The sequence below is a fragment of the Pantoea sp. y20 genome, from assembly GCF_054903455.1.
Window position 1 is genome coordinate 2,296,309 of sequence record NZ_CM142816.1, and the last position, 21,375, is coordinate 2,317,683.

Sequence of the window (21,375 nt, forward strand, 5' to 3'; positions counted from 1 at the left end):
GAGATGACGTGTCTGAAAAGTGCCCTTGCTGCAGCGGAAAGGAGTATAGCGTATGTTGCCAACCCTTTCTGAATGGCCAAGCGAACCCGTCCAGCGCGGAACAATTAATGCGCTCACGCTACACCGCCTACGTCGTGAAAGATGCCGCGTGGCTGGCGAAAACCTGGCACTCCAGTAAACGCGTGGCCGACCTTGAGACGTTATTATCCGAAAGTTTTGCCGGTACTGAATGGCTGGGCTTGAATGTAACTCGTTGTAATCATGGAAGCCATGAGAATGAAGCCTTCGTGACGTTTTTTGCGCGTTACCTCGAAAAAGGCCGCACTTCAGCCATCTATGAATGTTCGCGCTTTCTTCGCGAGGATCAACGCTGGTACTATGTCGACGGAACAACGCCTGAGTTGGGACGTAACGATCGCTGTCCTTGTGGCGCCGATAAAAAATACAAAAAATGTTGTGGGTAATCTGGACAGATACACAACGGCTTTACCATTCATCGCTTTGACAGGACTCTGATCGAGATGCAAGCGCAAACCATCCAACGAAAAGTTTTACGAACCATTTGCCCTGATGCGAAAGGTTTGATCGCCAAGATCACCAACATTTGCTACAAGCACGAACTCAACATTGTGCAGAACAATGAGTTTGTCGATCACCGCACCGGACGCTTTTTCATGCGCACCGAGCTGGAAGGCATTTTCAACGACAATACCTTGCTGGCCGATCTCGATAGCGCGCTACCCGTCGGTTCAGTGCGTGAACTGCAAAGTGCCGGTCGTCGCCGTGTCGTGATTCTGGTGACCAAAGAGGCGCATTGCCTGGGCGATCTGCTAATGAAAAGCGCGTTTGGCGGTCTGGATATGGAGATTGCTGCAGTCATCGGTAACCACGAAACGCTGCGTTCACTGGTTGAACGTTTCGATATTCCGTTTGTGATGGTGAGCCACGAAGGCCACACGCGTGAAGAGCACGACAACCGCATGGCGGATGAAATTGACCGTTATCAGCCTGATTATGTGGTGCTGGCAAAATATATGCGCGTGTTGACGCCCGCCTTTGTGCAACGTTATCCAAACCAGATCATCAATATTCACCACTCCTTCTTGCCGGCGTTCATTGGCGCGCGTCCGTATCATCAGGCTTATGAGCGCGGCGTGAAAATCATCGGCGCCACCGCGCACTACGTGAACGATAACCTCGATGAAGGTCCAATTATCATGCAGGACGTGATCAACGTCGATCATAGCTACACCGCAGAAGAGATGATGCGTGCAGGACGAGACGTTGAGAAGAATGTGTTGAGCCGCGCACTGTATAAAGTGTTAGGCCAGCGCGTGTTCGTTTACGGCAACCGCACGATCATTCTTTAACCACTTCGGCGCTGAACTGCACAACTCTTCAGCGCCACGCATAAAAAGTGGGCAAACAGTTTTTATTTTCAGTGACGGCGCTTTACAGACCGAGCGCATTTGTTATGATGCGCCCCGCTTTAAGACGCAATGATTCAGGCCAGTGGTGGGATTCCCGAGCGGCCAAAGGGAGCAGACTGTAAATCTGCCGTCACAGACTTCGAAGGTTCGAATCCTTCTCCCACCACCATCTGAATCGTCTCTGCCTGAAGCCACAATATGAAATATCCCCGGTGGGATTCCCGAGCGGCCAAAGGGAGCAGACTGTAAATCTGCCGTCACAGACTTCGAAGGTTCGAATCCTTCTCCCACCACCATCACATGTTCTCCTTCGTATTCTTCTTTCGTTTTAATCGCTGTTTTCTCCCGCTTATCATCATGACTTTTGCCCAAAAACTCGTTACCATCGCGCCATACTTTTGCGGATAAAAATGGCAGCGAAATGAAATTTGTCTCTTTCAACATCAACGGCTTGCGTGCGCGTCCTCATCAATTAGCCGCGCTGGTTGAACAGCATCAACCCGATGTCATCGGCTTGCAGGAAACCAAAGTGCATGACGATATGTTCCCGCTCGAAGACGTCAGCAAACTGGGTTATCACGTGTTTTATCACGGACAGAAAGGTCATTACGGCGTCGCGCTGCTGACCAAAGCTGAGCCTGTCAACGTCTACCGTGGTTTCCCTGGCGATGAGGAAGATGCACAGCGTCGTTTGATCATGGCGGAAATCCCGAGTCCGATTGGCGATATCACGGTGATCAACGGTTATTTTCCGCAGGGTGAAAGCCGCGACCATCCCACCAAGTTCCCGGCGAAAGAGAAGTTTTATCGCGATCTGCAAAGTTATCTTGAGCAACAGCTAGCCGTGGATAAACCGGTATTGATCATGGGCGACATGAACATCAGCAGCACCGATTTTGACATCGGCATTGGTGAAGATAATCGTAAGCGCTGGCTGCGTACCGGAAAATGCTCGTTCCTGCCTGAAGAGCGCGAGTGGATGGATCGCTTGCTTAAGTGGGGTTTGGTTGATACCTGGCGCGATAAGTTCCCGGAAACCAACGATCGTTTCTCATGGTTTGATTACCGCTCGAAAGGCTTTGACGACAATCGTGGTCTGCGCATCGATCTGCTGCTGGCGAGCCAGCCGCTCGCCTCGCGCTGTATTGAGAGTGGCATCGATTACGATATCCGCAGCATGGAGAAACCGTCGGATCACGCCCCGGTTTGGTCGACATTTAAGCTGTGATGAAGCAGCGTGGCGTCTAGCGCCACGCGCTTTTATTTGATGATCTTCCAGATAAGCGGATTGGTTCCCAATACCTTCTCATCCCTGCCGCACTGCAATAACACGCCTTCCGCTTTGACTACCGCACCTTCAGAATAACTGCGGTTCTCATAGGTACAGCACTGCATGCAACTGCTCTGACGATTGTTTTGCCCTTGTGTCCACACTTCTGGCGGCAGATCCACCACCACATCGGTATTGCCCATACGATTGTTTTCCGGCTGGCGGTTGGCCAGCGCCGAGGTGCTGCATAACAACAATCCGCCCAGCAACATCATTGCATAACGCATCACTCTGTCTCCTTGGTTTTGCGACGAGCCGTTTTCGGTTTGGCTTTCTTTTTGGCCCCAGGCGCTGTCAATCCGCGAAAGGCCTGTAACGACGGTCGCTGGCGTGCTTCACCAATCAGCCCAATCAAGGTGCTGACCAGCGGCTGCATAAACTCATCATAGCGACAAGACTTCTCGCTAATCCGGGTAAGCGTCGATTCCCATTGCGCCGTCATATCGGGCCGGGCGGCCATTTCTGGCAGTGCATGGATCAACGCCCTGCCCGCATCCGTCGAATGAATATAACGGCCTTTTTTCACCAGGAAAGTGCGGCGGAACAGCAATTCGATAATGCCCGCACGCGTCGCTTCCGTACCTAAACCATCGGTTGCACGCAGCACTTTCTTTAATTCTTTATCCTGCACAAAGCGGGCGATGCCGGTCATCGCAGACAATAGCGTCGCATCGGTAAACGGACGCGGCGGTTGCGTCTGCTTCGCCAGCACTTCGCCGCGCTCGCACAGCAGCTCATCACCTTTAGCGACGACCGGCAGCGGCGTGCCATCGTTCTCCTCGTCACGCTCTTTGCTGCCAAGCAGCGCACGCCAGCCGGCTTCGGCCAGAAAACGCGCTTTGGCGATAAATTTTCCGCCGCCGATATCAAGATCAATAACGCATTTGCGGAACACCGCATCCGGGCAAAACTGCATTAGATACTGGCGGGCGATCAATCCGTAAATATTGGCCTCATTTTCGGTCAGACTAACCTTACTGGCACGCGCAGTGGGAATGATGGCATGGTGCGCATCGACCTTTTTGTCGTCCCAGCAGCGGTTCTTCTGATCGGGATTGAAATCCGCTGGCGGTGTCAGATTGGGCTGATGCGCCTGAATGGCGTTCAGCACCGCATGGCGTCCGGCAAAGTGCTCATCGGGCAGATAGCGGCTATCGGAACGCGGGTAGGTGATCAGCTTATGGGTTTCATACAGCCGCTGACAGCAATCCAGTACGTTCTGCGCGCTGAGGCCAAAGCGCTTACCGGCTTCGATCTGCAGGCCAGAAAGCGAAAATAGCAGCGGTGCGGTATCGGATTCACGTTTGTCGTTATATCCGGTGACCAGCGCCGGCTTACCATTAATGCGCTCAAGCACGTGATCCGCCAGCGGACGATGCAGCAAACGCCCCTCTTCATCCTGCCACGGCTCGCAAGCATCGCTTGGCACCCATGTCGCGACAAAACGCTCGTCTTTTGGCGTGACGATGTGCGCTTTAACTTCGAAATAGTCCTTAGGGATAAAGTTTTCGATCTCTTCATCGCGGCGCACCACTAAACCCAGCACCGGCGTCTGCACGCGGCCAACCGACAGCACGCCGTCGTAACCGGCGTTACGGCCCAGCAAGGTAAAGGCGCGCGTCATGTTGATGCCGTACAGCCAGTCGGCGCGCGCACGCGCTAACGCAGACACACACAGCGGAATGAATTCGCGGTTCTCACGTAGGCGCCCAACCGCACGTTCAACCGCCGAGGCATTAAGATCGTTAATCAGGCAGCGCTGCACCGCTTTGCGTTTCTCTGGTGCGAGCTGCAGATAATCCAGCACTTCATCCACCAGCAGTTGGCCTTCACGATCGGGGTCACCCGCATGCACCACCATGCTGGCTTGTTGCAGCAGGCCTTCAATCACTTTTAACTGCTTAGCCACGGATGGACGTGGCTGCAAGCGCCATTTTTCCGGAATAATCGGTAAATCAGCCAGATTCCAGCGCGCATAGCGGCTGTCATAACTGTCGGGCTGCGCCTGCTCCAGCAGGTGCCCAACACACCAGGTCACAACCTGGTCATTCCCGCAGGCAATATAGCCGTCTCCGCGTCGATGCGGTTTTGGCAACACGTCGGCAATCGCACGCGCTAAGCTGGGTTTTTCGGCAATAAACAAACGCATGGATGGCGTCGTTCCTTAACGTCAGGTAACTACGGTAATCAGTGGACGATCGGCTCTAGCGGCAAACAGTTCGCCAATCGACGTTGCTTGCACGCCTGCTGCAGAGGCGCAGCGCTGGAATGCCTCAATGGCGCTGGGTTGAACCGCCACTAGCAGACCACCGGAGGTTTGTGGATCGCACAGCAACGCGCGGGTGGCATCATCTAAGGGTGAAACCTGCTCGCCATAGCTGGCGAAGTTGCGGCTGGTGCCACCGGGCACCGCTCCCGCAGCGATATAGTCATCGACGCCCGCCAGGCGCGGTACCTGCGCTGCAATCACTTCGGCACGCAATCCTGAACCCTGGCAGATTTCACTTAAATGGCCGAGCAAGCCAAAACCGGTGACATCGGTCATCGCGCTGATGCCCGCCAGTTTGGCGAACTCCGCTCCGGCTTTATTCAGCTGGCACATCACATCGGCAGCCAGCGAACGGTGTTCAGGCCGCAGCAGGCCTTTTTTCTCCGCGGTAGTGAGAATGCCAATGCCTAATGGTTTGGTGAGGAAAAGCTGACAACCGGCCTGCGCCGCGCTGTTCTTTTTCACCCGCGCCACATCGACGATACCGGTTACGGCCAGGCCGAAGATCGGCTCTGGCGCATCAATCGAATGGCCGCCCGCCAGGGCGATTCCCGCCGCCTGACAAGCGGCACGCCCGCCCTCGACCACCTGCTGCGCCACTTCCGGACTCAGTAGATTCACCGGCCAGCCTAATATAGCGATCGCCATGATGGGTTTCCCGCCCATGGCGTAGATATCACTGATGGCGTTAGTGGCGGCGATACGACCAAAGGTAAAAGGATCGTCGACGATCGGCATAAAGAAGTCGGTGGTGCTTACCACCGCAGTACCGTTGCCGAGATCGTAGACTGCAGCATCATCACGCGTTTCATTGCCAACCAGCAGTTGCGGATCGTGAAACGGACTGAGCTCACTGCGCAGAATGGTTTCCAACACCTGCGGCGAAATTTTGCACCCACAACCCGCACCGTGGCTGTATTGCGTTAAACGAACAGGTTCACTCATGGCGACTTCCTTATGCGATGAACAGAAGGCGCTATGTTAGCCTGGCTGTTAGTTGGGAGTAAGTGTTGCACGACCTAACCTCGATCTTTCGCACAGGCTCTGTGCAATCTTTGCAACGGCGCCTAACCTGCCGCAAAAGTCCAGCATTGTCTGTCAGAAATAACTGACAAACTGCGCGGTGTCCGGCGCAACCACGGTGGTGTTGGCTTTCAACTGCGGCGTGCCGAGATAGAGGAAACCAACAATCGCATCTTGCTCGCGGCAGCCAAAGGCTTCGCGCACGGACGGATGATCGGTCCACGGACCGCTGCGCCAGATGCCATTAAAACCTTGCGCCACGGCGGCCATCTGCATCGCCATCACTGCACAGCTGGCAGACGCCAGTTGCTCCCACTGCGGCACTTTGGCGTTCTCTTCACAATGCGCCACCACGGTGATGATCATCGGCGCGCGATAAGGCGCGGAGGCTGCTTTGTCAATCGCCTTCTGCTCAAGATTGCTGTCACGCGCGGCCTGTTCCAGCAAGTTAGCAAAGCGCTCGCGCCCCTCATTTTCGACAATAATGAAACGCCATGGCTGCAGCGTACCGTGATCGGGGGCGCGCATCGCGGCGTGCAGAATATTTTGCAACGCTTCACCTGCCGGAGCCGGTTCTGCCAGACGAGACGCCGAGCGGCGATTAACTAATAAATCCAATGCATCCATTATTCTTCTCCCGTGAATAAAAAGCGTGGGCTAATCCTGGCACAGCACGATCTTTTGTAACAGTCTGGCGCGATTTCCTGCTGACTTTTCGCACGCCGCTCTTTAGGATGAACCCGACATCGGGGCAGACCGCGTGCTGGCTGCCCTGCTACGTGAATATGGAGAGTTTATGCGCACTTTGTGGCGAATTATTTCCGGTCTGTTCCGCTGGACCTGGCGGGTACTGAATTTTATTCGGGAATTTATTCTTAATTTATTTCTTATTGTTTTGATCCTGGCGGGCGTCGGGATTTGGCTGCAGGTTTCCAGTTCCAATAGCAGTGAGCCTGTACAGCAAGGCGCATTGAAAATCGATCTGAGCGGAGTGCTGGTCGATAAACCTTCTGTCAGCAATCGTCTGAGTCGTATTAGCCGTCAACTGTTAGGCGCCAATAGCGATCGTCTGCAGGAGAATTCCTTGTTCGATGTCGTCGATGCGATCCGCCAGGCAAAAACCGATAAAAACATCACTGGCATCGTGCTGGAGCTGCGTGACTTTGCCGGTGGCGATCAACCTTCGCTGCAATATGTGGGTAAAGCACTGCGCGAATTCCGTGACGCCGGCAAACCTATTTATGCGGTCGGCGACAGCTACAGCCAGGCGCAATACTACATCGCCAGCTACGCCAACAAGGTGTATCTCTCACCTCAGGGCACGGTCGATCTGCACGGTTTCGCCACCAACGGCCTGTACTACAAGACTTTGCTGGAAAAGCTGAAAGTTAATTCGCATGTATTCCGCGTAGGCACTTATAAATCTGCGGTTGAGCCGTTCCTGCGTGACGATATGTCACCGGAAGCGCGCGACGCTGATGGGCGCTGGATTGGCCAGCTGTGGCAGAATTATCTGAATACTTTGGCAGCCAATCGTCAAATTACACCAGAACAGCTGTTCCCAGGTGCAGCTGGCATCATTAGCGGCTTGCAAGCGGTGCAAGGTGATACCGCGAAATATGCGCTGAATAATAAATTGGTGGATGTACTGGATACGCGTGCAGCCGCCGATCAGGAACTGGTGAAAACCTTCGGCTGGGATAAGGCGAATAACGATTACCGTAGCGTGAGTATCTACGATTACACCGTTAAACAGCCGCTGCAGAGCCAGGATGGCAATATCGCCGTGATCCTCGCCAGCGGTGCGATTATGGACGGTGAAGAGAGTGCCGGAAACGTCGGCGGTGATACCACGGCGTCGCAAATCCGCGATGCGCGCCTGGATGCTAAAATCAAAGCCATTGTGTTGCGTGTCAACAGCCCTGGCGGCAGCGTCACGGCATCGGAAGCGATTCGTGAAGAGCTGGCGGCAGCCCACGATGCGGGTAAACCGGTGGTCGTCTCAATGGGTGGCATGGCGGCTTCCGGCGGTTACTGGATTTCAACGCCTGCCGATTACATCGTGGCGGCACCCAGCACGCTGACCGGTTCCATCGGTATCTTTGGCGTGATTAACACCGTTGAAAACAGCCTGAGTTCGGTGGGTGTGCATACTGACGGCGTTGCCACATCACCGCTGGCGGACGTCGCCACCACCAAAGCACTGCCAACTGAAGTGCAGCAGCTGATGCAGCTGACCATTGAGAACGGCTATCGTAATTTCGTTGGCCTGGTGGCGGCCTCGCGTCACAAAACGCCTGAGGAGATCAATGCGATTGCGCAGGGTCACGTCTGGACCGGTAGCGATGCGAAAGCCAATGGTTTGGTCGATGCGTTGGGAGACTTTGATGATGCCGTGGCGAAAGCTGCTGAGCTGGCGAAAGTCGCTAAGCCGGAGTTGAGCTGGTATCAGGACGATCCGGGCATGATCGATCTGCTGCTGAATCAGATGAACGCGTCGGTTCAGTCGGTGTTGCCGGCTGCGCTGAAAGTCTGGCTGCCTGCGCCAATGCTGGACGTAATGAGCGCAATGAAACAGCAACCTGGCTTACTGAATAACCTCAACGATCCGCAAAATCGCTACGCTTTCTGCCTGAACTGCGGCAACGTACGCTAATCTTTACAGCCCGGCCGCTGGTCGGGCTGCTTTTCGTTCGCAATCCCCTTATACTGCGCGTTTTACGGCAAGTCTGAGTTCCTTCATGCAAAAGAAAAATATCTACGTAGCCTACACCGGCGGCACCATCGGGATGCAGCGCTCTGCGCAGGGCTATATTCCGGTATCGGGCCATCTGCAACAGCAGCTGGCAAACATGCCCGAATTCCATCGGCCTGAAATGCCGGATTTCACCATCCATGAATATCAGCCGCTGATGGACTCCTCGGACATGACGCCGCAGGATTGGCAATCGATTGCGAACGATATTAAGCAAAACTACGATCGTTACGATGGCTTTGTAATTTTGCATGGTACCGACACCATGGCCTTCACCGCTTCGGCGCTCTCCTTTATGCTGGAGAACCTTGCTAAGCCGGTGATTGTCACCGGCTCGCAAATTCCCCTGGCAGAATTGCGTTCTGATGGGCAGCAAAACCTGCTGAACTCGCTGTATGTGGCGGCCAATTATCCGATCAGTGAAGTTGCCCTGTTTTTCAATAACACGCTGTTCCGCGGCAACCGTACCACTAAGGCACATGCTGACGGCTTTAATGCCTTCGCATCGCCAAACCTGGCGCCCTTGCTGGAAGCGGGTATTCATATCCGCCGGTTAAACACCCCGCCCGCACCGCAAGGTCACGGCGAGCTGATTGTGCATCCAATAACACCACAGCCGATTGGCGTGGTAACGATTTATCCGGGTATCTCTGCCGACGTGGTGGGTAATTTCCTGCGTCAACCGGTGAAAGCCTTGATCCTGCGCTCTTACGGCGTTGGCAACGCGCCGCAAAATGCTGAGTTTCTTTCGGAACTGCAACAGGCCAGCGATCGCGGCATTGTGGTGGTGAATCTGACGCAGTGTATGTCCGGCAAAGTGAATATGGGCGGCTATGCCACCGGCAATGCGCTTGAGCATGCGGGCGTGATCAGCGGCTTTGATCTCACCGTTGAGGCCACATTAACCAAACTGCATTTTTTATTGAGTCAGAACCTTACCAGCGCGGAAATTCGTGCCAAAATGCAGCAGAATTTACGCGGCGAACTGACCGAAGATTGATACGGAGCGAAACCAATGAAGCGGGCATTGATAATCATCGATATTCAGAACGATTTTTGCCCCGGCGGCCCAATGGCGGTGCGTGAGGGTGACCAAACGGTTGCCGTCGCCAATCGATTTGCGCGTGAGTTTCACGATCGGGGTGAATGTGTGGTGGCATTGCAAGACTGGCATCCAGCCAATCACGGCAGCTTCGCCTCGATCTCCGGCGAGCCGGTCTACACGCTCGGCGAATTAAACGGTTTAGCGCAGATCTGGTGGCCCGATCACGGTATTGAGAATTCTGTCGGGGCGGATTTTCATCCCGATCTCGATCGCTCTCTGATAGATGCCGTGTTCCATAAAGGGGGCGATGTTGAGGTGGATAGCTACAGCGCCTTCTTTGATAACGGCCATCGACGCAAGACAGAACTCGACAGTTGGCTGCGCGAGCGCGGCATTAGCGATTTAGTGATGCTGGGTATTGCGACCGATTACTGCGTCAAATACAGCGTGCTGGATGCGCTGGAGTTAGGTTACAACGTGGAGGTGGTTAAAGAGGGCTGCCGCGGTGTGAACCTGAATCCGGATGACAGTGAAATTGCTTTCGCTCAGATGGAAGCACAAGGTGCGGTATTAATCTGAAAATAAGGGGCTGGTGAGAACCAGCCCTTTTGATTTTTAGTGCAGGTTGATGCGCGTGACGTCGGGCTCAATGCCAAACTCTTCTTTCAGCTGTTTCTTCGATTTCATCACCATATCCCCACCTTTGCTAATGGTCATATGTTGCGGATCGTCATTGTGGCGAGCCTGCCACAACATCACCAGCTGCAGACAATTCTCTTTCTGCTCTGGCGTCAGCGCGACGCCATCTGGCCATTTGCCGATTTCAACCGCCGTGGAGAGCCGCTCGTACACTTCCGGCGTCATCGCCTCCAGCATCGCTTCCAGTTCCTGTTTCATGCTTAGCCCTCTTGCTGATTGCCCTGCTCATCAGTGAAGTTTAGCGAGGCGGAGTTCACGCAGTAGCGCTCGCCGCTCGGTTGTGGGCCATCCGGGAACACATGTCCCAAATGCGCATCACAGTTGCCACAGCGAATCTCAACCCGGTGCATGCCGTGTGAATCATCTTCCAGATAGCGGATAGCGTCGTCACTGAAAGGCTGATAGAAACTTGGCCAGCCACAGCCTGAATCGTATTTGGTTTCGGAGAGAAACAGCGGCGAATTACAAACTAAGCAGTGGTAAATCCCTTCCTGCTTGTTGTGCAGCAAGGCGCCCGAGAAAGGGGGCTCCGTTCCACGATGCTGAGTGACATAGCGCTGCATTTCGGAAAGCTGCGCAATTTTTGCGTCGGGTGCGGTGTCTTTAGCCATTTTGAGTTCCGGAGTGTCATTCTGAAAAAATCGACTAGTATTCTAACAAACGTACAACATCTATCGGGTCTTTTTTCGTGCTAACGCCTCCGACATCTGTTCCACAGCACGATTTTGTGATGGCGATCACCCTTTATAAAAGTCATCCCTTTTCAGCCCGCATTCGGCGTAACATAGGCGCGCAATAAGGGTGCTGCGTAAGCGATTGCGCAACGAATTATTCCTGGTGTTGGAATTGACCTGTCGCAACAATTGACACGATTCCGCTTGACGCCTGGTAAGGTTTTTGTAATTTTACAGCCAACCTTTTATTCACTAACAAATAGCTGGTGGAATATATGACTATCAAAGTAGGTATTAACGGTTTTGGCCGTATCGGTCGCATCGTTTTCCGTGCTGCGCAGCAGCGTTCTGACATCGAAATCGTCGCGATCAACGATCTGCTCGACGCCGATTACATGGCATACATGCTGAAGTATGACTCTACTCACGGTCGTTTTGACGGCACTGTAGAAGTGAAAGACGGTGCACTGATTGTTAACGGTAAGAAAATCCGTGTTACCGCTGAGAAAGACCCGGCTAACCTGAAGTGGGATGAAGTGGGTGTTGACGTTGTTGCTGAAGCGACCGGTATCTTCCTGACCGATGAAACTGCACGTAAACACATCACCGCTGGCGCGAAGAAAGTGGTTCTGACTGGTCCATCTAAAGACAGCACCCCGATGTTTGTACGTGGCGCTAACTTTGACAAATATGCTGGCCAGGACATCGTTTCTAACGCGTCTTGCACCACTAACTGCCTGGCTCCACTGGCTAAAGTTATCAACGACAACTTCGGTATCGTTGAAGGTCTGATGACCACCGTTCACGCAACCACCGCGACGCAGAAAACCGTTGATGGCCCGTCTCACAAAGACTGGCGCGGCGGCCGTGGCGCAGCGCAGAACATCATCCCATCTTCTACCGGTGCAGCTAAAGCAGTTGGCGTTGTTCTGCCAGAGCTGAACGGCAAACTGACCGGTATGGCGTTCCGCGTTCCTACTCCAAACGTGTCTGTTGTTGACCTGACTGTTCGCCTGGAAAAACCAGCGACTTACAAAGAAATTTGTGCAGTGATCAAAGCTGAGTCAGAAGGCAAAATGAAAGGTGTTCTGGGCTACATCGAAGACGACGTGGTTTCTACCGACTTCAACGGCGAAACCCTGACTTCAGTATTCGATGCTAAAGCAGGCATCGCTCTGAACGACAACTTCGTGAAACTGGTTTCCTGGTACGATAACGAAACTGGTTACTCACACAAAGTTCTCGATCTGATTGCACTGGTTGCTTCTAAGTAAGCTAACCGGCTAAACGGACAAGGGGTGACTTCGGTCGCCCCTTTTTTTCGACTGGATAAAAGAGAAGGTCTGACCATGCAAGATACGCTTTATACCCTTCCGGTAGTGAATCAAATCACCCCTTATCTGTCACAGCGTCAGCAGGGTGATTTGCCAATTGTAGTGATCAGCCATCCTAAAGTGCGAGCGGCGATTGCCCTGCAAGGTGCGCATCTGCTTTCGTGGCAGCCTAGCGGCCAAAAACCGGTGATTTGGCTCAGTGAAAAGACCCCATTTACCTCTGGTAAAGCAATCCGCGGCGGCGTGCCTATTTGCTGGCCGTGGTTCGGTCTGGCAGGTGAACCGGCGCACGGTTTTGCACGCAATATGCCGTGGACGCTGACCGCCCATGACGAAAACGAAGATGCGGTAATGCTGACTTTTACGCTGGAAAGCAACGCACAAACCAAAAAGCTCTGGCCACACGATTTCACCCTGCTCGCTCGCTTCCGAATTGCTGAGCACTGTGAAATTGAGCTGGAAGCTTACGGCGACTATGATGCCACCGCAGCGCTGCACAGCTACTTCCAGATTGCGGATATCTCACAGGTCGAAGTGAGCGGATTAGGTAACAGCTTTATCGATAAGGTTAACGATAATGCGATTGGCGCATCCGACGGCAAGCAGACCTATCCCAACCGCGTGGATCGTATTCACACCGCAGCGGATGACTGCAGCGTGATTCACGATAAAGCGGGCAAACGCCAGATTGAAGTCTATCACCACTATCAGAGTGACGTTGTCACGTGGAATCCAGGTCCGGAGTTATCATGCAGCATGGGGGACATGCCAAATGAAGGCTATAAAACCATGGTGTGCGTGGAAACGGCGCGCATTAGCAAGCCGTTAAAAAGCGCGGGTGAATCCCCTGCGCGTTTGGGCACCACAATTCGTATCGTTAATAAGTAATAAGATGCGGCGCCGTTGCGCCGCTAAACCACATCTAATGCAGTTTTAGATTGAGGCGCAGGAAACGCCCGATCAATGATGCTCAGCTCTTCATCAGTCAAATTGATGCTAAGCGCGGCCGCGTTTTGCTGCACATGTGCAACGCTGCTGGCTTTAGGAATGGCCAAAACGCCTTGCTGACGGATCACCCAAGCCAATAGCACTTGCGCCACGCTGATGCCCTTCTGTTGTGCAATCTGTTGAAGATGCGCATCGTCAAACAGCGCCTGTCGCAGTCGTCCAGCCTGCGCTAACGGGCAATAGGCCATAATCGGCATCTCGCGCTGCTGACACTGCGGCAACAGATCGTACTCGATCCCGCGTGACGCTAAGTGGTAAAGCACCTGATTGGTTAAACAGGATTTGCCGCCGGGCTCTTGCCACAGTTCCAGCATATCGTCATGGTCAAAGTTCGAGACGCCCCAATGGCGGATTTTGCCCTGCTGCTGCAAGGATTCCATCGCGCGAATGGTTTCTTCTAAGGGCACATTGCCGCGCCAGTGCAGCAAGTAGAGATCGAGGTAACCGGTTTGCAGACGGCGCAGACTGCGCTCGCAGGCCTCGATAGCATCGACTTCACCGGCATTCCAGGGATACACCTTCGATACCAGCCAGGCTTGATCGCGACGGCCGCGTAACGCTTCGCCGACCACCTCTTCGGCAGCGCCTTCCGCATACATTTCCGCCGTGTCGATAACCTTAAGTCCAAGATCTAAACCCGCCTGCAGTGCGCCCACTTCCTGGCTGCGCAGCGCTGCATTCTCACCCATATACCAGGTTCCCTGGCCAATAGCGGGTAAAGCTGATTCACCGTGAAATTGGATAGTCTTCATCACTCCTCCTGTTGCGCTGATATGGGGCTCTGAATTGGTGCAATGCAAGAGAAACGCCTCATTACGAGGCGTTTATTTAATCGTCAGAAGCTGTAACTGATGCCGGTCCAGAGTGTGAACTGGCCACTTTTATCGACCATCGGGCTGTCTTTGATTTCGCTGTCGAAGCGCGTGTAACGACCAGACAAGCTGGCGTTCCAGCTTTGGCTGATTTGGTAGCTGGCATTCATCTCGACATACGGCGACCAGCTGTCGTCTGGATGATACTCAGCGATGCCGGTTCGCGCGCTTTCATGGGATGAAACACCGTAGTAATAACGGTTCTGATTGGCGCTGTTCCACATGGCACCAATGCCCGGCGTCAGGCTGAATGTGCCGAAATCAAAGCGATATAGATAGGTGAGATCCCAGATCAACCCATTGCTGTTATTGAGCACATCACCCAGCAGAGCGGTGCGCACGATACCCCAATCGGCAACGTGGCGATAGTTGGCGCCGGCCATCAGCGTCATACGGCGCTTATCCAGCGCTTTCATGTCACCCAAATCGTTGTCTTTCGGATCGTACTGCTGCGGCGATCCCAGCACCGTCAGCGACAGCTGATTCTGCGGGTCTTTCCACAGGTAATAGCCGCCTTGCAGGCTACGGAACCAGAAGTTTTCGCCTTCATAATTAATCACCGGAATCGGCAGATAGCGGTCTTGTCCGCCCCGATAAGGTGACTGCGCATAAATCACCGAAGCGCCAAGAGATAAGGGTTCTGCATGAGTGCCGAACGCCGCAAAATAACAAGGAATAGCCAGAGTAAGCGCTTTAAGTTTGAATTGGTTCACAATTTATTCAGTCCATTAATATAACAATCACACGCAGAGTCTAACCAAATTTTTGCTATCGGTTAACGTTTAATGATGCTCTCTAACCAGCATAGCGAAATATTCTCAGTGGCTTCATCGCTCTCACGGCTTAGGTTGATTGCCTCAGTGCTTATGAGACTTTGTTATTGATATATCGCTGAATAAGGAGAAAAGTGGCTGCAGGTTTTCTGAATGCCTTCTACAGTTAAATGTAAGACGAGACTTTTTTGTACGAGCAGAGTAACCATAAGAATTGTGTATCCCGATAAAAAAACGTCAGGTTGGCATAAGGGTTGCTGTACTCAATAAAGAATATCTTCCGGGAGCTGCTACAAACTTTTATTACGCTCCTTTACCTGTGCTAAAAACGAAAGGACGGGCATCGCTATGAATATATTCGATCACTATCGTCAGCGTTATGAAGCTGCCAAGGACGAAGAGTTCTCATTGCAGGAATTCCTCGCCATCTGTAAACAGGATCGCAGTGCATACGCCAACGCTGCCGAGCGACTATTAATGGCCATCGGTGAGCCGGTGATGGTTGACACTGCGCAAGAGCCTCGCCTTTCCCGAATCTTTTCCAACCGTGTCATGGGACGCTACCCGGCCTTCGAAGAGTTTTACGGTATGGAGGAAGCGATTGAGCAAATCGTCTCCTACCTGAAACACGCCGCGCAGGGTTTGGAAGAGAAGAAACAGATCCTTTACTTACTGGGCCCGGTGGGTGGCGGTAAATCCTCATTGGCCGAGCGCCTGAAAGCGCTGATGCAGCGTGTGCCGATCTATGTGCTGAGCGCCGACGGCGAGCGCAGCCCGGTAAACGATCATCCACTCTGCCTGTTTAACCCGCAGGAAGACGCCAATATTCTGGAAAAAGAGTATGGCGTGCCACGGCGTTATCTGGGCACCATCATGTCGCCCTGGGCGGCGAAACGCCTGCATGAGTTTGGCGGCGATATCACCCGCTTCAAAGTGGTGAAAGTGTGGCCGTCGATTCTGGAGCAGGTAGCGATTGCCAAAACAGAACCGGGCGATGAGAACAACCAGGATATCTCTGCGTTGGTTGGTAAAGTGGATATCCGCAAACTGGAAAATCACGCGCAAAACGATCCTGACGCATACGGCTATTCAGGTGCCCTTTGCCGCGCGAACCAGGGCGTGATGGAATTCGTTGAGATGTTTAAAGCACCGATCAAAGTGCTACATCCACTGCTGACCGCCACGCAGGAAGGTAACTACAACGGTACCGAAGGGATCTCTGCCCTGCCGTTCAACGGCATCATTCTGGCGCACTCTAACGAATCAGAATGGGTCACCTTCCGTAATAACAAAAACAATGAGGCCTTCCTCGACCGTGTTTACATCGTCAAAGTGCCTTATTGCCTACGCGTTTCCGAAGAGATTAAGATCTATAACAAACTGTTGGATCACAGTGAGTTGACCACGGCGCCATGCGCGCCGGGCACGCTGGAAACCCTGGCCCGCTTCTCGATTCTGTCGCGTTTGAAAGAGCCGGAAAACTCCAGCATCTACTCCAAAATGCGCGTCTATGATGGCGAAAGCCTGAAAGATACCGATCCAAAAGCCAAATCCTGGCAGGAGTATCACGATTACGCGGGCGTTGATGAGGGCATGAACGGTCTTTCAACCCGCTTCGCGTTTAAAATCCTGTCGCGCGTGTTCAACTTTGACCATGCTGAAGTGGCGGCCAACCCGGTGCATCTGTTCTACGTGCTGGAGCAGCAAATTGAGCGCGAGCAGTTCCCTCAGGATCAAGCCGAGAAGTATCTGGAGCACCTGAAAGGCTACCTGATTCCGAAATACGCCGAGTTTATCGGTAAAGAGATTCAGACCGCGTATCTGGAGTCCTACTCTGAATACGGTCAAAACATCTTTGATCGCTACGTCACCTACGCTGATTTCTGGATTCAGGATCAAGAGTACCGCGATCCTGACACCGGACAGCTGTTTGACCGCGAATCGCTGAACGCCGAGCTGGAAAAGATCGAGAAACCTGCCGGGATCAGTAACCCGAAAGATTTCCGTAACGAGATTGTCAACTTTGTGCTGCGTGCCCGTGCGCAGAATAGCGGACGCAATCCGAACTGGACCAGCTACGAAAAACTGCGCACGGTCATCGAGAAGAAAATGTTCTCGAACACCGAAGAGTTGCTGCCGGTGATTTCGTTCAATACCAAAACCTCAACGGACGAGCAGAAAAAACACGATGATTTTGTCGATCGCATGATGGAAAAAGGCTATACCCGCAAGCAAGTACGCCTGCTGTGCGAATGGTATCTGCGCGTGCGTAAATCTTCATAATCGTTATCTGTAAGCGTCGCGGCGCTTCGGTGCTGCAACAGGAGGCCGGGTTTTCCCGGCCTAAGCTTGCAATGCAGTTTGGGGGATTTTTATGGCCTATTTTATCGATCGGCGTCTCAACGGTAAGAACAAAAGCGCCGTCAATCGGCAGCGCTTTCTGCGCCGTTATAAGTCGCAAATCAAGCAATCGATCTCCGAGGCCATCAACAAGCGTTCGGTGACCGATGTCGAGAGCGGCGAATCGGTCTCGATTCCAATTGACGATATTAATGAACCGAGCTTCCATCAGGGCCGCGGCGGCAGCCGTCATCGCGTGCATCCTGGGAATGACCATTTCGTGCAAAACGATCGCATTGAACGTCCGCAAGGTGGCGGCGGCAGCGGCGGTAGCGGCCAGGGCAACGCCAGTCAGGATGGTGAAGGCCAGGACGAATTCAGCTTCCAGATATCTAAAGATGAATATCTCGATCTTCTGTTCGAAGATTTGGCGTTGCCGAACCTGCGCAAGAATCAGCATCGGCAGTTAAACGAGTACAAAACCCATCGCGCGGGCTACACCTCAAACGGTACGCCGGCTAATATCAGCGTGGTGCGCTCACTGCAGAACTCGCTGGCTCGTCGTACGGCGATGACGGCGGGTAAACGCCGCATGTTAAACGAACTGGAAGCTACGCTAGCCGAAGTGGAAACCAGCGAACCGGCGCAGTTACTGGAAGAGGAGCGTTTACGTAAAGAGATCGCTGAGTTGCGCGCGCGCATCGACCGCGTGCCGTTTATCGATACCTTTGACCTGCGCTACAAAAACTTCGAGAAGCGACCAGAACCTTCCAGCCAGGCCGTGATGTTCTGCCTGATGGACGTGTCTGGTTCGATGGATCAAGCTACCAAAGATATGGCGAAGCGTTTCTACATTCTGCTGTATCTGTTCCTGAGCCGTACTTACAAGAACGTCGACGTGGTGTACATCCGGCATCACACTCAGGCGAAAGAGGTCGACGAACAGGAGTTCTTCTACTCGCAGGAAACGGGCGGCACCATTGTTTCCAGTGCACTGAAGTTAATGGATGAGGTGGTTAAAGAGCGTTATGACCCGTCACAGTGGAACATCTATGCGGCGCAAGCGTCGGATGGGGATAACTGGGCCGATGATTCGCCACTCTGCCACGAGATCTTAGCCAAACATATTCTGCCGGTTGTGCGTTATTACAGCTATATCGAGATCACGCGTCGCGCGCACCAGACCTTATGGCGCGAGTATGAACATCTGCAGGCAATGTTTGATAACTTCGCAATCCAACATATTCGCGAGCCAGAAGACATCTATCCGGTATTTAGAGAACTTTTCCACAAACAGGCTGCAGACGCCTGAGTTTATAAGCCGGTCACTGACCGGCTTTTTCTTTGCAGCAGCCCCGCTCACTTCGCGCCATTTCCTGTTGTTTTTTCATACAAATTTAGCTGTATATGGGATGCGGCCCCACAGAATGAAAAAATGTGCAATTAAGCGCTGACAAGCTATTGATAAGGCATTATCTTTCCACCTTGTCTGTGTGAATCGCCCGCAGTTTGTCTTTTTTGCCCCGCCGCAGGAGAACGCCGTTGAATACCAGCATGATTTACAGTTTGTTCATTATTGGGTCCGTGCTGGTAGCAGCAAGTATTTTGCTCAGTTCCTTTTCCTCACGCCTTGGCATTCCGATTCTGGTGATCTTCCTCGCTCTCGGCATGTTGGCCGGGATTGATGGTATCGGTGGCATCGCGTTTGATAACTATCCCGTCGCCTATCTGGTCTCAAACCTCGCTCTAGCCATCATCTTGCTTGATGGCGGGATGCGCACCAAAGCGTCTTCGCTAAAGGTGGCGCTCGGCCCGGCATTATCGCTGGCGACGGTTGGCGTGATGATCACCGCAGGGTTAACCGGCGTTGCCGCTGCCTGGCTGTTTAAGCTCGATCTGATGCAGGGCTTTCTGATTGGCGCGATTATCGGTTCTACCGATGCCGCCGCCGTATTTTCGCTGCTGGGTGATAAAGGCCTCAACGAACGTGTCAGCTCTACGCTGGAAATTGAATCCGGCAGCAACGATCCGATGGCGGTGTTTCTCACCATCACGCTGATCGACATGATTCAGCAAGGCCAGTCCGGCCTGAGCTGGATGTTTGTGGTGCATCTGGTGCAGCAGTTTGGTCTTGGCATCGTATTAGGCCTGGGCGGCGGCTGGGCGCTGCAGCAGTTGATTAACCGGATCAATCTGGCGCAGGGTTTATATCCGCTGCTGGCGGTGAGTGGCGGCATCATCGTGTTTGCGCTCACCACCGTGATGGAAGGCAGCGGCATTCTGGCGGTGTATCTGTGCGGCTTCCTGCTGGGCAACAGCCCGATTCGCAACCGCCACGGTATTTTGCAAACCTTTGACGGCATGGCATGGCTGAGCCAAATCGGCATGTTCATTGTGCTGGGCTTGCTGGTGACACCGTCCGATTTGTGGCACATCGCGGTGCCGGCGATGATTCTGTCGCTGTGGTTGATTCTGGTGGCGCGCCCGCTGTCGATTCTGGTTGGTCTGTTACCGTTCAAAGGCTTCACCGGACGCGAACGTATATTCATCAGTTGGGTGGGCTTACGTGGCGCAGTGCCAATCATCCTCGCCGTATTTCCGATGATGGCCGGGCTGGAGAACGCCAAGCTCTACTTCAACATCGCTTTCTTTGTAGTATTGGTGTCGTTGATGCTGCAAGGCACTTCGCTGGGCTATGCCGCCAAACGCGCCAAAGTGGTGGTGCCACCAACCGCCTCGCCGATTAGCCGGGTTGGGCTGGATATCCATCCGGAGAATCCGTGGGAACAATTTATTTACCAGCTAAGCGCCGACAAATGGTGCGTCGGCGCAGCGCTGCGTGATTTGCAGATGCCGCGCGAAACCCGCATCGCCGCCCTGTTCCGCGATAACGCGTTAATGCATCCCAACGGCAATACGCGCCTGAAAGAAGGCGATGTGCTGTGTGTGATTGGCCGTGAGCGCGATCTCCCCGCCTTGGGCAAAATGTTTAGTCAATCGCCGCCGGTATCGCTGGATCAACGCTTCTTCGGCGACTTTATTCTGGATGCCGAGGCGCGCCTGCGCGACGTGGCGCAAATTTACGGCCTGGAGTTAGATGAACAGACCAACGATCAGCAGTCGCTAGGACAGCTGATAATGAGTTTGCTCGGCAGCACGCCAGTGGTTGGCGATCAGGTGGAATGGAAGCAGTTAACCTGGACGGTGGCAGAGAAAGAAGATAACCAGATTGTGAAGGTCGGTGTGCGCGTCAGCGAAGACAAGGATTAATCCGAGGCTTTATCGCTCGTAAACTGCGTGTGAACGACTATGCTCACTATTCAACCCAGCAAATACGGGAGAATGTAATGGGACGCGTGGTGAAGATTGGTCAATATGAAATCGTTGATGCAGAGTTCAATAGTGACAATGGCGACACTGTCAGTATTCCCTGCCATACCAATCCCGGCCTGAGTGACCAACTCGACGGCTGGGATGTGGATACCAGTGTACCGGCATGGATTGATGAAGAGGCTGTCGATCTGCAAATCGGACACTATGACAAGCAGCAGGACCTGTGGGTATTAAAAAAACCCGCCTGATTGGCTGGCGCCGCCATTGATGTGAATGGCGGTCATTCCGAAAAGCTGTCTTAAAATGAAGCGTAATATTCGCGATTAATTAACTTTTAACCATACATTTCAATTAAATAGCCAATTATTTCTTTAGTCATTTATTTCCTTTTCAGACTATTTCCATATTAACTCTGTCAAATAACTCCTGCATACTCTTAAACGTTGCTGCAGCTTTTCGTGACGTGCATCACGTCTCAAACGGTCCTTTC

Annotated in this window: 20 protein-coding genes and 2 tRNA genes; 14 read left to right on the forward strand and 8 right to left on the reverse strand. The window is 53.1% G+C overall.

Going from position 1 to position 21,375, the window contains the following annotated elements; translation table 11 throughout:
* Positions 1–8 precede the first annotated feature (8 nt).
* The 5 genes from ACYAC5_RS10755 (at position 9) to xthA (ending at position 2,658) form a co-directional block, all read left to right on the forward strand.
* Positions 9–464: a YchJ family metal-binding protein gene (locus ACYAC5_RS10755; RefSeq protein WP_101764237.1), complete on the forward strand. Its 456-nt coding sequence runs from the start codon at positions 9–11 to the stop codon at positions 462–464.
* Between the two features lie 57 nt (positions 465–521).
* Positions 522–1,370 (forward strand): formyltetrahydrofolate deformylase, encoded by an 849-nt coding sequence (gene purU / locus ACYAC5_RS10760; protein ID WP_101764236.1) that lies wholly within the window; start codon positions 522–524, stop codon positions 1,368–1,370.
* Between the two features lie 144 nt (positions 1,371–1,514).
* Positions 1,515–1,599 (forward strand) — tRNA-Tyr (locus tag ACYAC5_RS10765).
* Between the two features lie 42 nt (positions 1,600–1,641).
* Positions 1,642–1,726 (forward strand) — tRNA-Tyr (locus tag ACYAC5_RS10770).
* 125 nt (positions 1,727–1,851) lie between these two features.
* Entirely contained in the window at positions 1,852–2,658 is an 807-nt protein-coding gene (gene xthA / locus ACYAC5_RS10775; protein ID WP_192234037.1) for an exodeoxyribonuclease III, read from the forward strand.
* A 32-nt stretch (positions 2,659–2,690) separates the two neighbouring features.
* On the opposite strand, the gene ACYAC5_RS10780 is transcribed toward xthA, so the two are convergent.
* From ACYAC5_RS10780 to ACYAC5_RS10795, 4 genes are all read right to left on the reverse strand, one after another.
* Positions 2,691–2,987 (reverse strand): YnjH family protein, encoded by a 297-nt coding sequence (locus ACYAC5_RS10780; RefSeq protein ID WP_309834440.1) that lies wholly within the window; start codon positions 2,985–2,987, stop codon positions 2,691–2,693.
* Positions 2,987–4,909 (reverse strand): DNA topoisomerase III, encoded by a 1,923-nt coding sequence (locus ACYAC5_RS10785; RefSeq protein WP_309834438.1) that lies wholly within the window; start codon positions 4,907–4,909, stop codon positions 2,987–2,989. The genes ACYAC5_RS10780 and ACYAC5_RS10785 overlap by 1 nt, the downstream gene beginning before the upstream one ends.
* Before the next feature lie 21 nt (positions 4,910–4,930).
* Entirely contained in the window at positions 4,931–5,974 is a 1,044-nt protein-coding gene (gene selD, locus ACYAC5_RS10790; protein ID WP_217546479.1) for a selenide, water dikinase SelD, read from the reverse strand.
* 153 nt (positions 5,975–6,127) lie between these two features.
* A complete protein-coding gene (locus ACYAC5_RS10795) occupies positions 6,128–6,679 on the reverse strand; it encodes an NAD(P)H nitroreductase (RefSeq protein WP_110866269.1) in 552 nt (183 codons plus the stop codon).
* Between the two features lie 169 nt (positions 6,680–6,848).
* On the opposite strand from ACYAC5_RS10795, the gene sppA reads away from it, so the two are divergent.
* The 3 genes from sppA (at position 6,849) to pncA (ending at position 10,431) form a co-directional block, all read left to right on the forward strand.
* A complete protein-coding gene (gene sppA / locus ACYAC5_RS10800; RefSeq protein WP_462061720.1) occupies positions 6,849–8,708 on the forward strand; it encodes a signal peptide peptidase SppA in 1,860 nt (619 codons plus the stop codon).
* A gap of 85 nt (positions 8,709–8,793) precedes the next feature.
* On the forward strand, positions 8,794–9,807 hold the full coding sequence (gene ansA / locus ACYAC5_RS10805) for an asparaginase (protein WP_101764219.1): 1,014 nt from the start codon (positions 8,794–8,796) through the stop codon (positions 9,805–9,807).
* A 15-nt stretch (positions 9,808–9,822) separates the two neighbouring features.
* Complete coding sequence (pncA, locus tag ACYAC5_RS10810) at positions 9,823–10,431, forward strand: bifunctional nicotinamidase/pyrazinamidase (protein WP_101764218.1); 609 nt, start codon at positions 9,823–9,825, stop codon at positions 10,429–10,431.
* 36 nt (positions 10,432–10,467) lie between these two features.
* Here the strand turns inward: pncA and ACYAC5_RS10815 are convergent, their stop codons facing one another.
* Together ACYAC5_RS10815 and msrB are read right to left on the reverse strand one after the other, a co-directional pair.
* Positions 10,468–10,749 (reverse strand): YeaC family protein, encoded by a 282-nt coding sequence (locus ACYAC5_RS10815; protein ID WP_101764217.1) that lies wholly within the window; start codon positions 10,747–10,749, stop codon positions 10,468–10,470.
* 2 nt (positions 10,750–10,751) lie between these two features.
* The gene (gene msrB / locus ACYAC5_RS10820; protein ID WP_110866272.1) at positions 10,752–11,162 is read right to left on the reverse strand and encodes a peptide-methionine (R)-S-oxide reductase MsrB; all 411 of its coding nucleotides are present in this window, start codon (positions 11,160–11,162) and stop codon (positions 10,752–10,754) included.
* Positions 11,163–11,500: 338 nt separating this feature from the next.
* Between msrB and gapA the strand changes: the two genes are divergently transcribed.
* Together gapA and ACYAC5_RS10830 are read left to right on the forward strand one after the other, a co-directional pair.
* The gene (gapA, locus tag ACYAC5_RS10825; RefSeq protein ID WP_007889697.1) at positions 11,501–12,499 is read left to right on the forward strand and encodes a glyceraldehyde-3-phosphate dehydrogenase; all 999 of its coding nucleotides are present in this window, start codon (positions 11,501–11,503) and stop codon (positions 12,497–12,499) included.
* Positions 12,500–12,574: 75 nt separating this feature from the next.
* Positions 12,575–13,447 carry a D-hexose-6-phosphate mutarotase gene (locus tag ACYAC5_RS10830; protein ID WP_462061721.1) on the forward strand — a complete coding sequence of 291 codons (873 nt, stop codon included), beginning with the start codon at positions 12,575–12,577 and terminating at the stop codon, positions 13,445–13,447.
* Between the two features lie 23 nt (positions 13,448–13,470).
* On the opposite strand, the gene ACYAC5_RS10835 is transcribed toward ACYAC5_RS10830, so the two are convergent.
* Positions 13,471–14,322, reverse strand: coding sequence for an aldo/keto reductase (locus tag ACYAC5_RS10835; protein WP_462061722.1), 852 nt, complete (start codon positions 14,320–14,322; stop codon positions 13,471–13,473).
* An 80-nt stretch (positions 14,323–14,402) separates the two neighbouring features.
* Positions 14,403–15,152, reverse strand: coding sequence for a MipA/OmpV family protein (locus tag ACYAC5_RS10840; RefSeq protein WP_309834426.1), 750 nt, complete (start codon positions 15,150–15,152; stop codon positions 14,403–14,405).
* A gap of 408 nt (positions 15,153–15,560) precedes the next feature.
* Between ACYAC5_RS10840 and yeaG the strand changes: the two genes are divergently transcribed.
* The 4 genes from yeaG (at position 15,561) to ACYAC5_RS10860 (ending at position 21,133) form a co-directional block, all read left to right on the forward strand.
* Positions 15,561–17,495, forward strand: a complete 1,935-nt coding sequence (gene yeaG, locus ACYAC5_RS10845; protein ID WP_008110364.1) for a protein kinase YeaG — start codon at positions 15,561–15,563, stop codon at positions 17,493–17,495.
* Between the two features lie 91 nt (positions 17,496–17,586).
* Positions 17,587–18,864 (forward strand): YeaH/YhbH family protein, encoded by a 1,278-nt coding sequence (locus ACYAC5_RS10850; RefSeq protein WP_462061723.1) that lies wholly within the window; start codon positions 17,587–17,589, stop codon positions 18,862–18,864.
* A gap of 230 nt (positions 18,865–19,094) precedes the next feature.
* On the forward strand, positions 19,095–20,822 hold the full coding sequence (locus ACYAC5_RS10855; RefSeq protein WP_192411703.1) for a potassium/proton antiporter: 1,728 nt from the start codon (positions 19,095–19,097) through the stop codon (positions 20,820–20,822).
* Between the two features lie 77 nt (positions 20,823–20,899).
* A complete protein-coding gene (locus tag ACYAC5_RS10860) occupies positions 20,900–21,133 on the forward strand; it encodes a DUF1480 family protein (RefSeq protein WP_110866277.1) in 234 nt (77 codons plus the stop codon).
* The last annotated feature ends 242 nt before the right edge of the window (positions 21,134–21,375 follow it).

Coding starts and splice junctions, on each gene's coding strand:
- purU (WP_101764236.1), top strand. CDS start 522: ATGCAAGCGCAAACCATCCAACGAAAAGTTTTACGAACCATTTGCCCT.
- xthA (WP_192234037.1), top strand. CDS start 1,852: ATGAAATTTGTCTCTTTCAACATCAACGGCTTGCGTGCGCGTCCTCAT.
- ACYAC5_RS10780 (WP_309834440.1), bottom strand. CDS start 2,987: ATGCGTTATGCAATGATGTTGCTGGGCGGATTGTTGTTATGCAGCACC.
- ACYAC5_RS10785 (WP_309834438.1), bottom strand. CDS start 4,909: ATGCGTTTGTTTATTGCCGAAAAACCCAGCTTAGCGCGTGCGATTGCC.
- selD (WP_217546479.1), bottom strand. CDS start 5,974: ATGAGTGAACCTGTTCGTTTAACGCAATACAGCCACGGTGCGGGTTGT.
- ACYAC5_RS10795 (WP_110866269.1), bottom strand. CDS start 6,679: ATGGATGCATTGGATTTATTAGTTAATCGCCGCTCGGCGTCTCGTCTG.
- sppA (WP_462061720.1), top strand. CDS start 6,849: ATGCGCACTTTGTGGCGAATTATTTCCGGTCTGTTCCGCTGGACCTGG.
- ansA (WP_101764219.1), top strand. CDS start 8,794: ATGCAAAAGAAAAATATCTACGTAGCCTACACCGGCGGCACCATCGGG.
- pncA (WP_101764218.1), top strand. CDS start 9,823: ATGAAGCGGGCATTGATAATCATCGATATTCAGAACGATTTTTGCCCC.
- ACYAC5_RS10815 (WP_101764217.1), bottom strand. CDS start 10,749: ATGAAACAGGAACTGGAAGCGATGCTGGAGGCGATGACGCCGGAAGTG.
- msrB (WP_110866272.1), bottom strand. CDS start 11,162: ATGGCTAAAGACACCGCACCCGACGCAAAAATTGCGCAGCTTTCCGAA.
- gapA (WP_007889697.1), top strand. CDS start 11,501: ATGACTATCAAAGTAGGTATTAACGGTTTTGGCCGTATCGGTCGCATC.
- ACYAC5_RS10830 (WP_462061721.1), top strand. CDS start 12,575: ATGCAAGATACGCTTTATACCCTTCCGGTAGTGAATCAAATCACCCCT.
- yeaG (WP_008110364.1), top strand. CDS start 15,561: ATGAATATATTCGATCACTATCGTCAGCGTTATGAAGCTGCCAAGGAC.
- ACYAC5_RS10850 (WP_462061723.1), top strand. CDS start 17,587: ATGGCCTATTTTATCGATCGGCGTCTCAACGGTAAGAACAAAAGCGCC.
- ACYAC5_RS10860 (WP_110866277.1), top strand. CDS start 20,900: ATGGGACGCGTGGTGAAGATTGGTCAATATGAAATCGTTGATGCAGAG.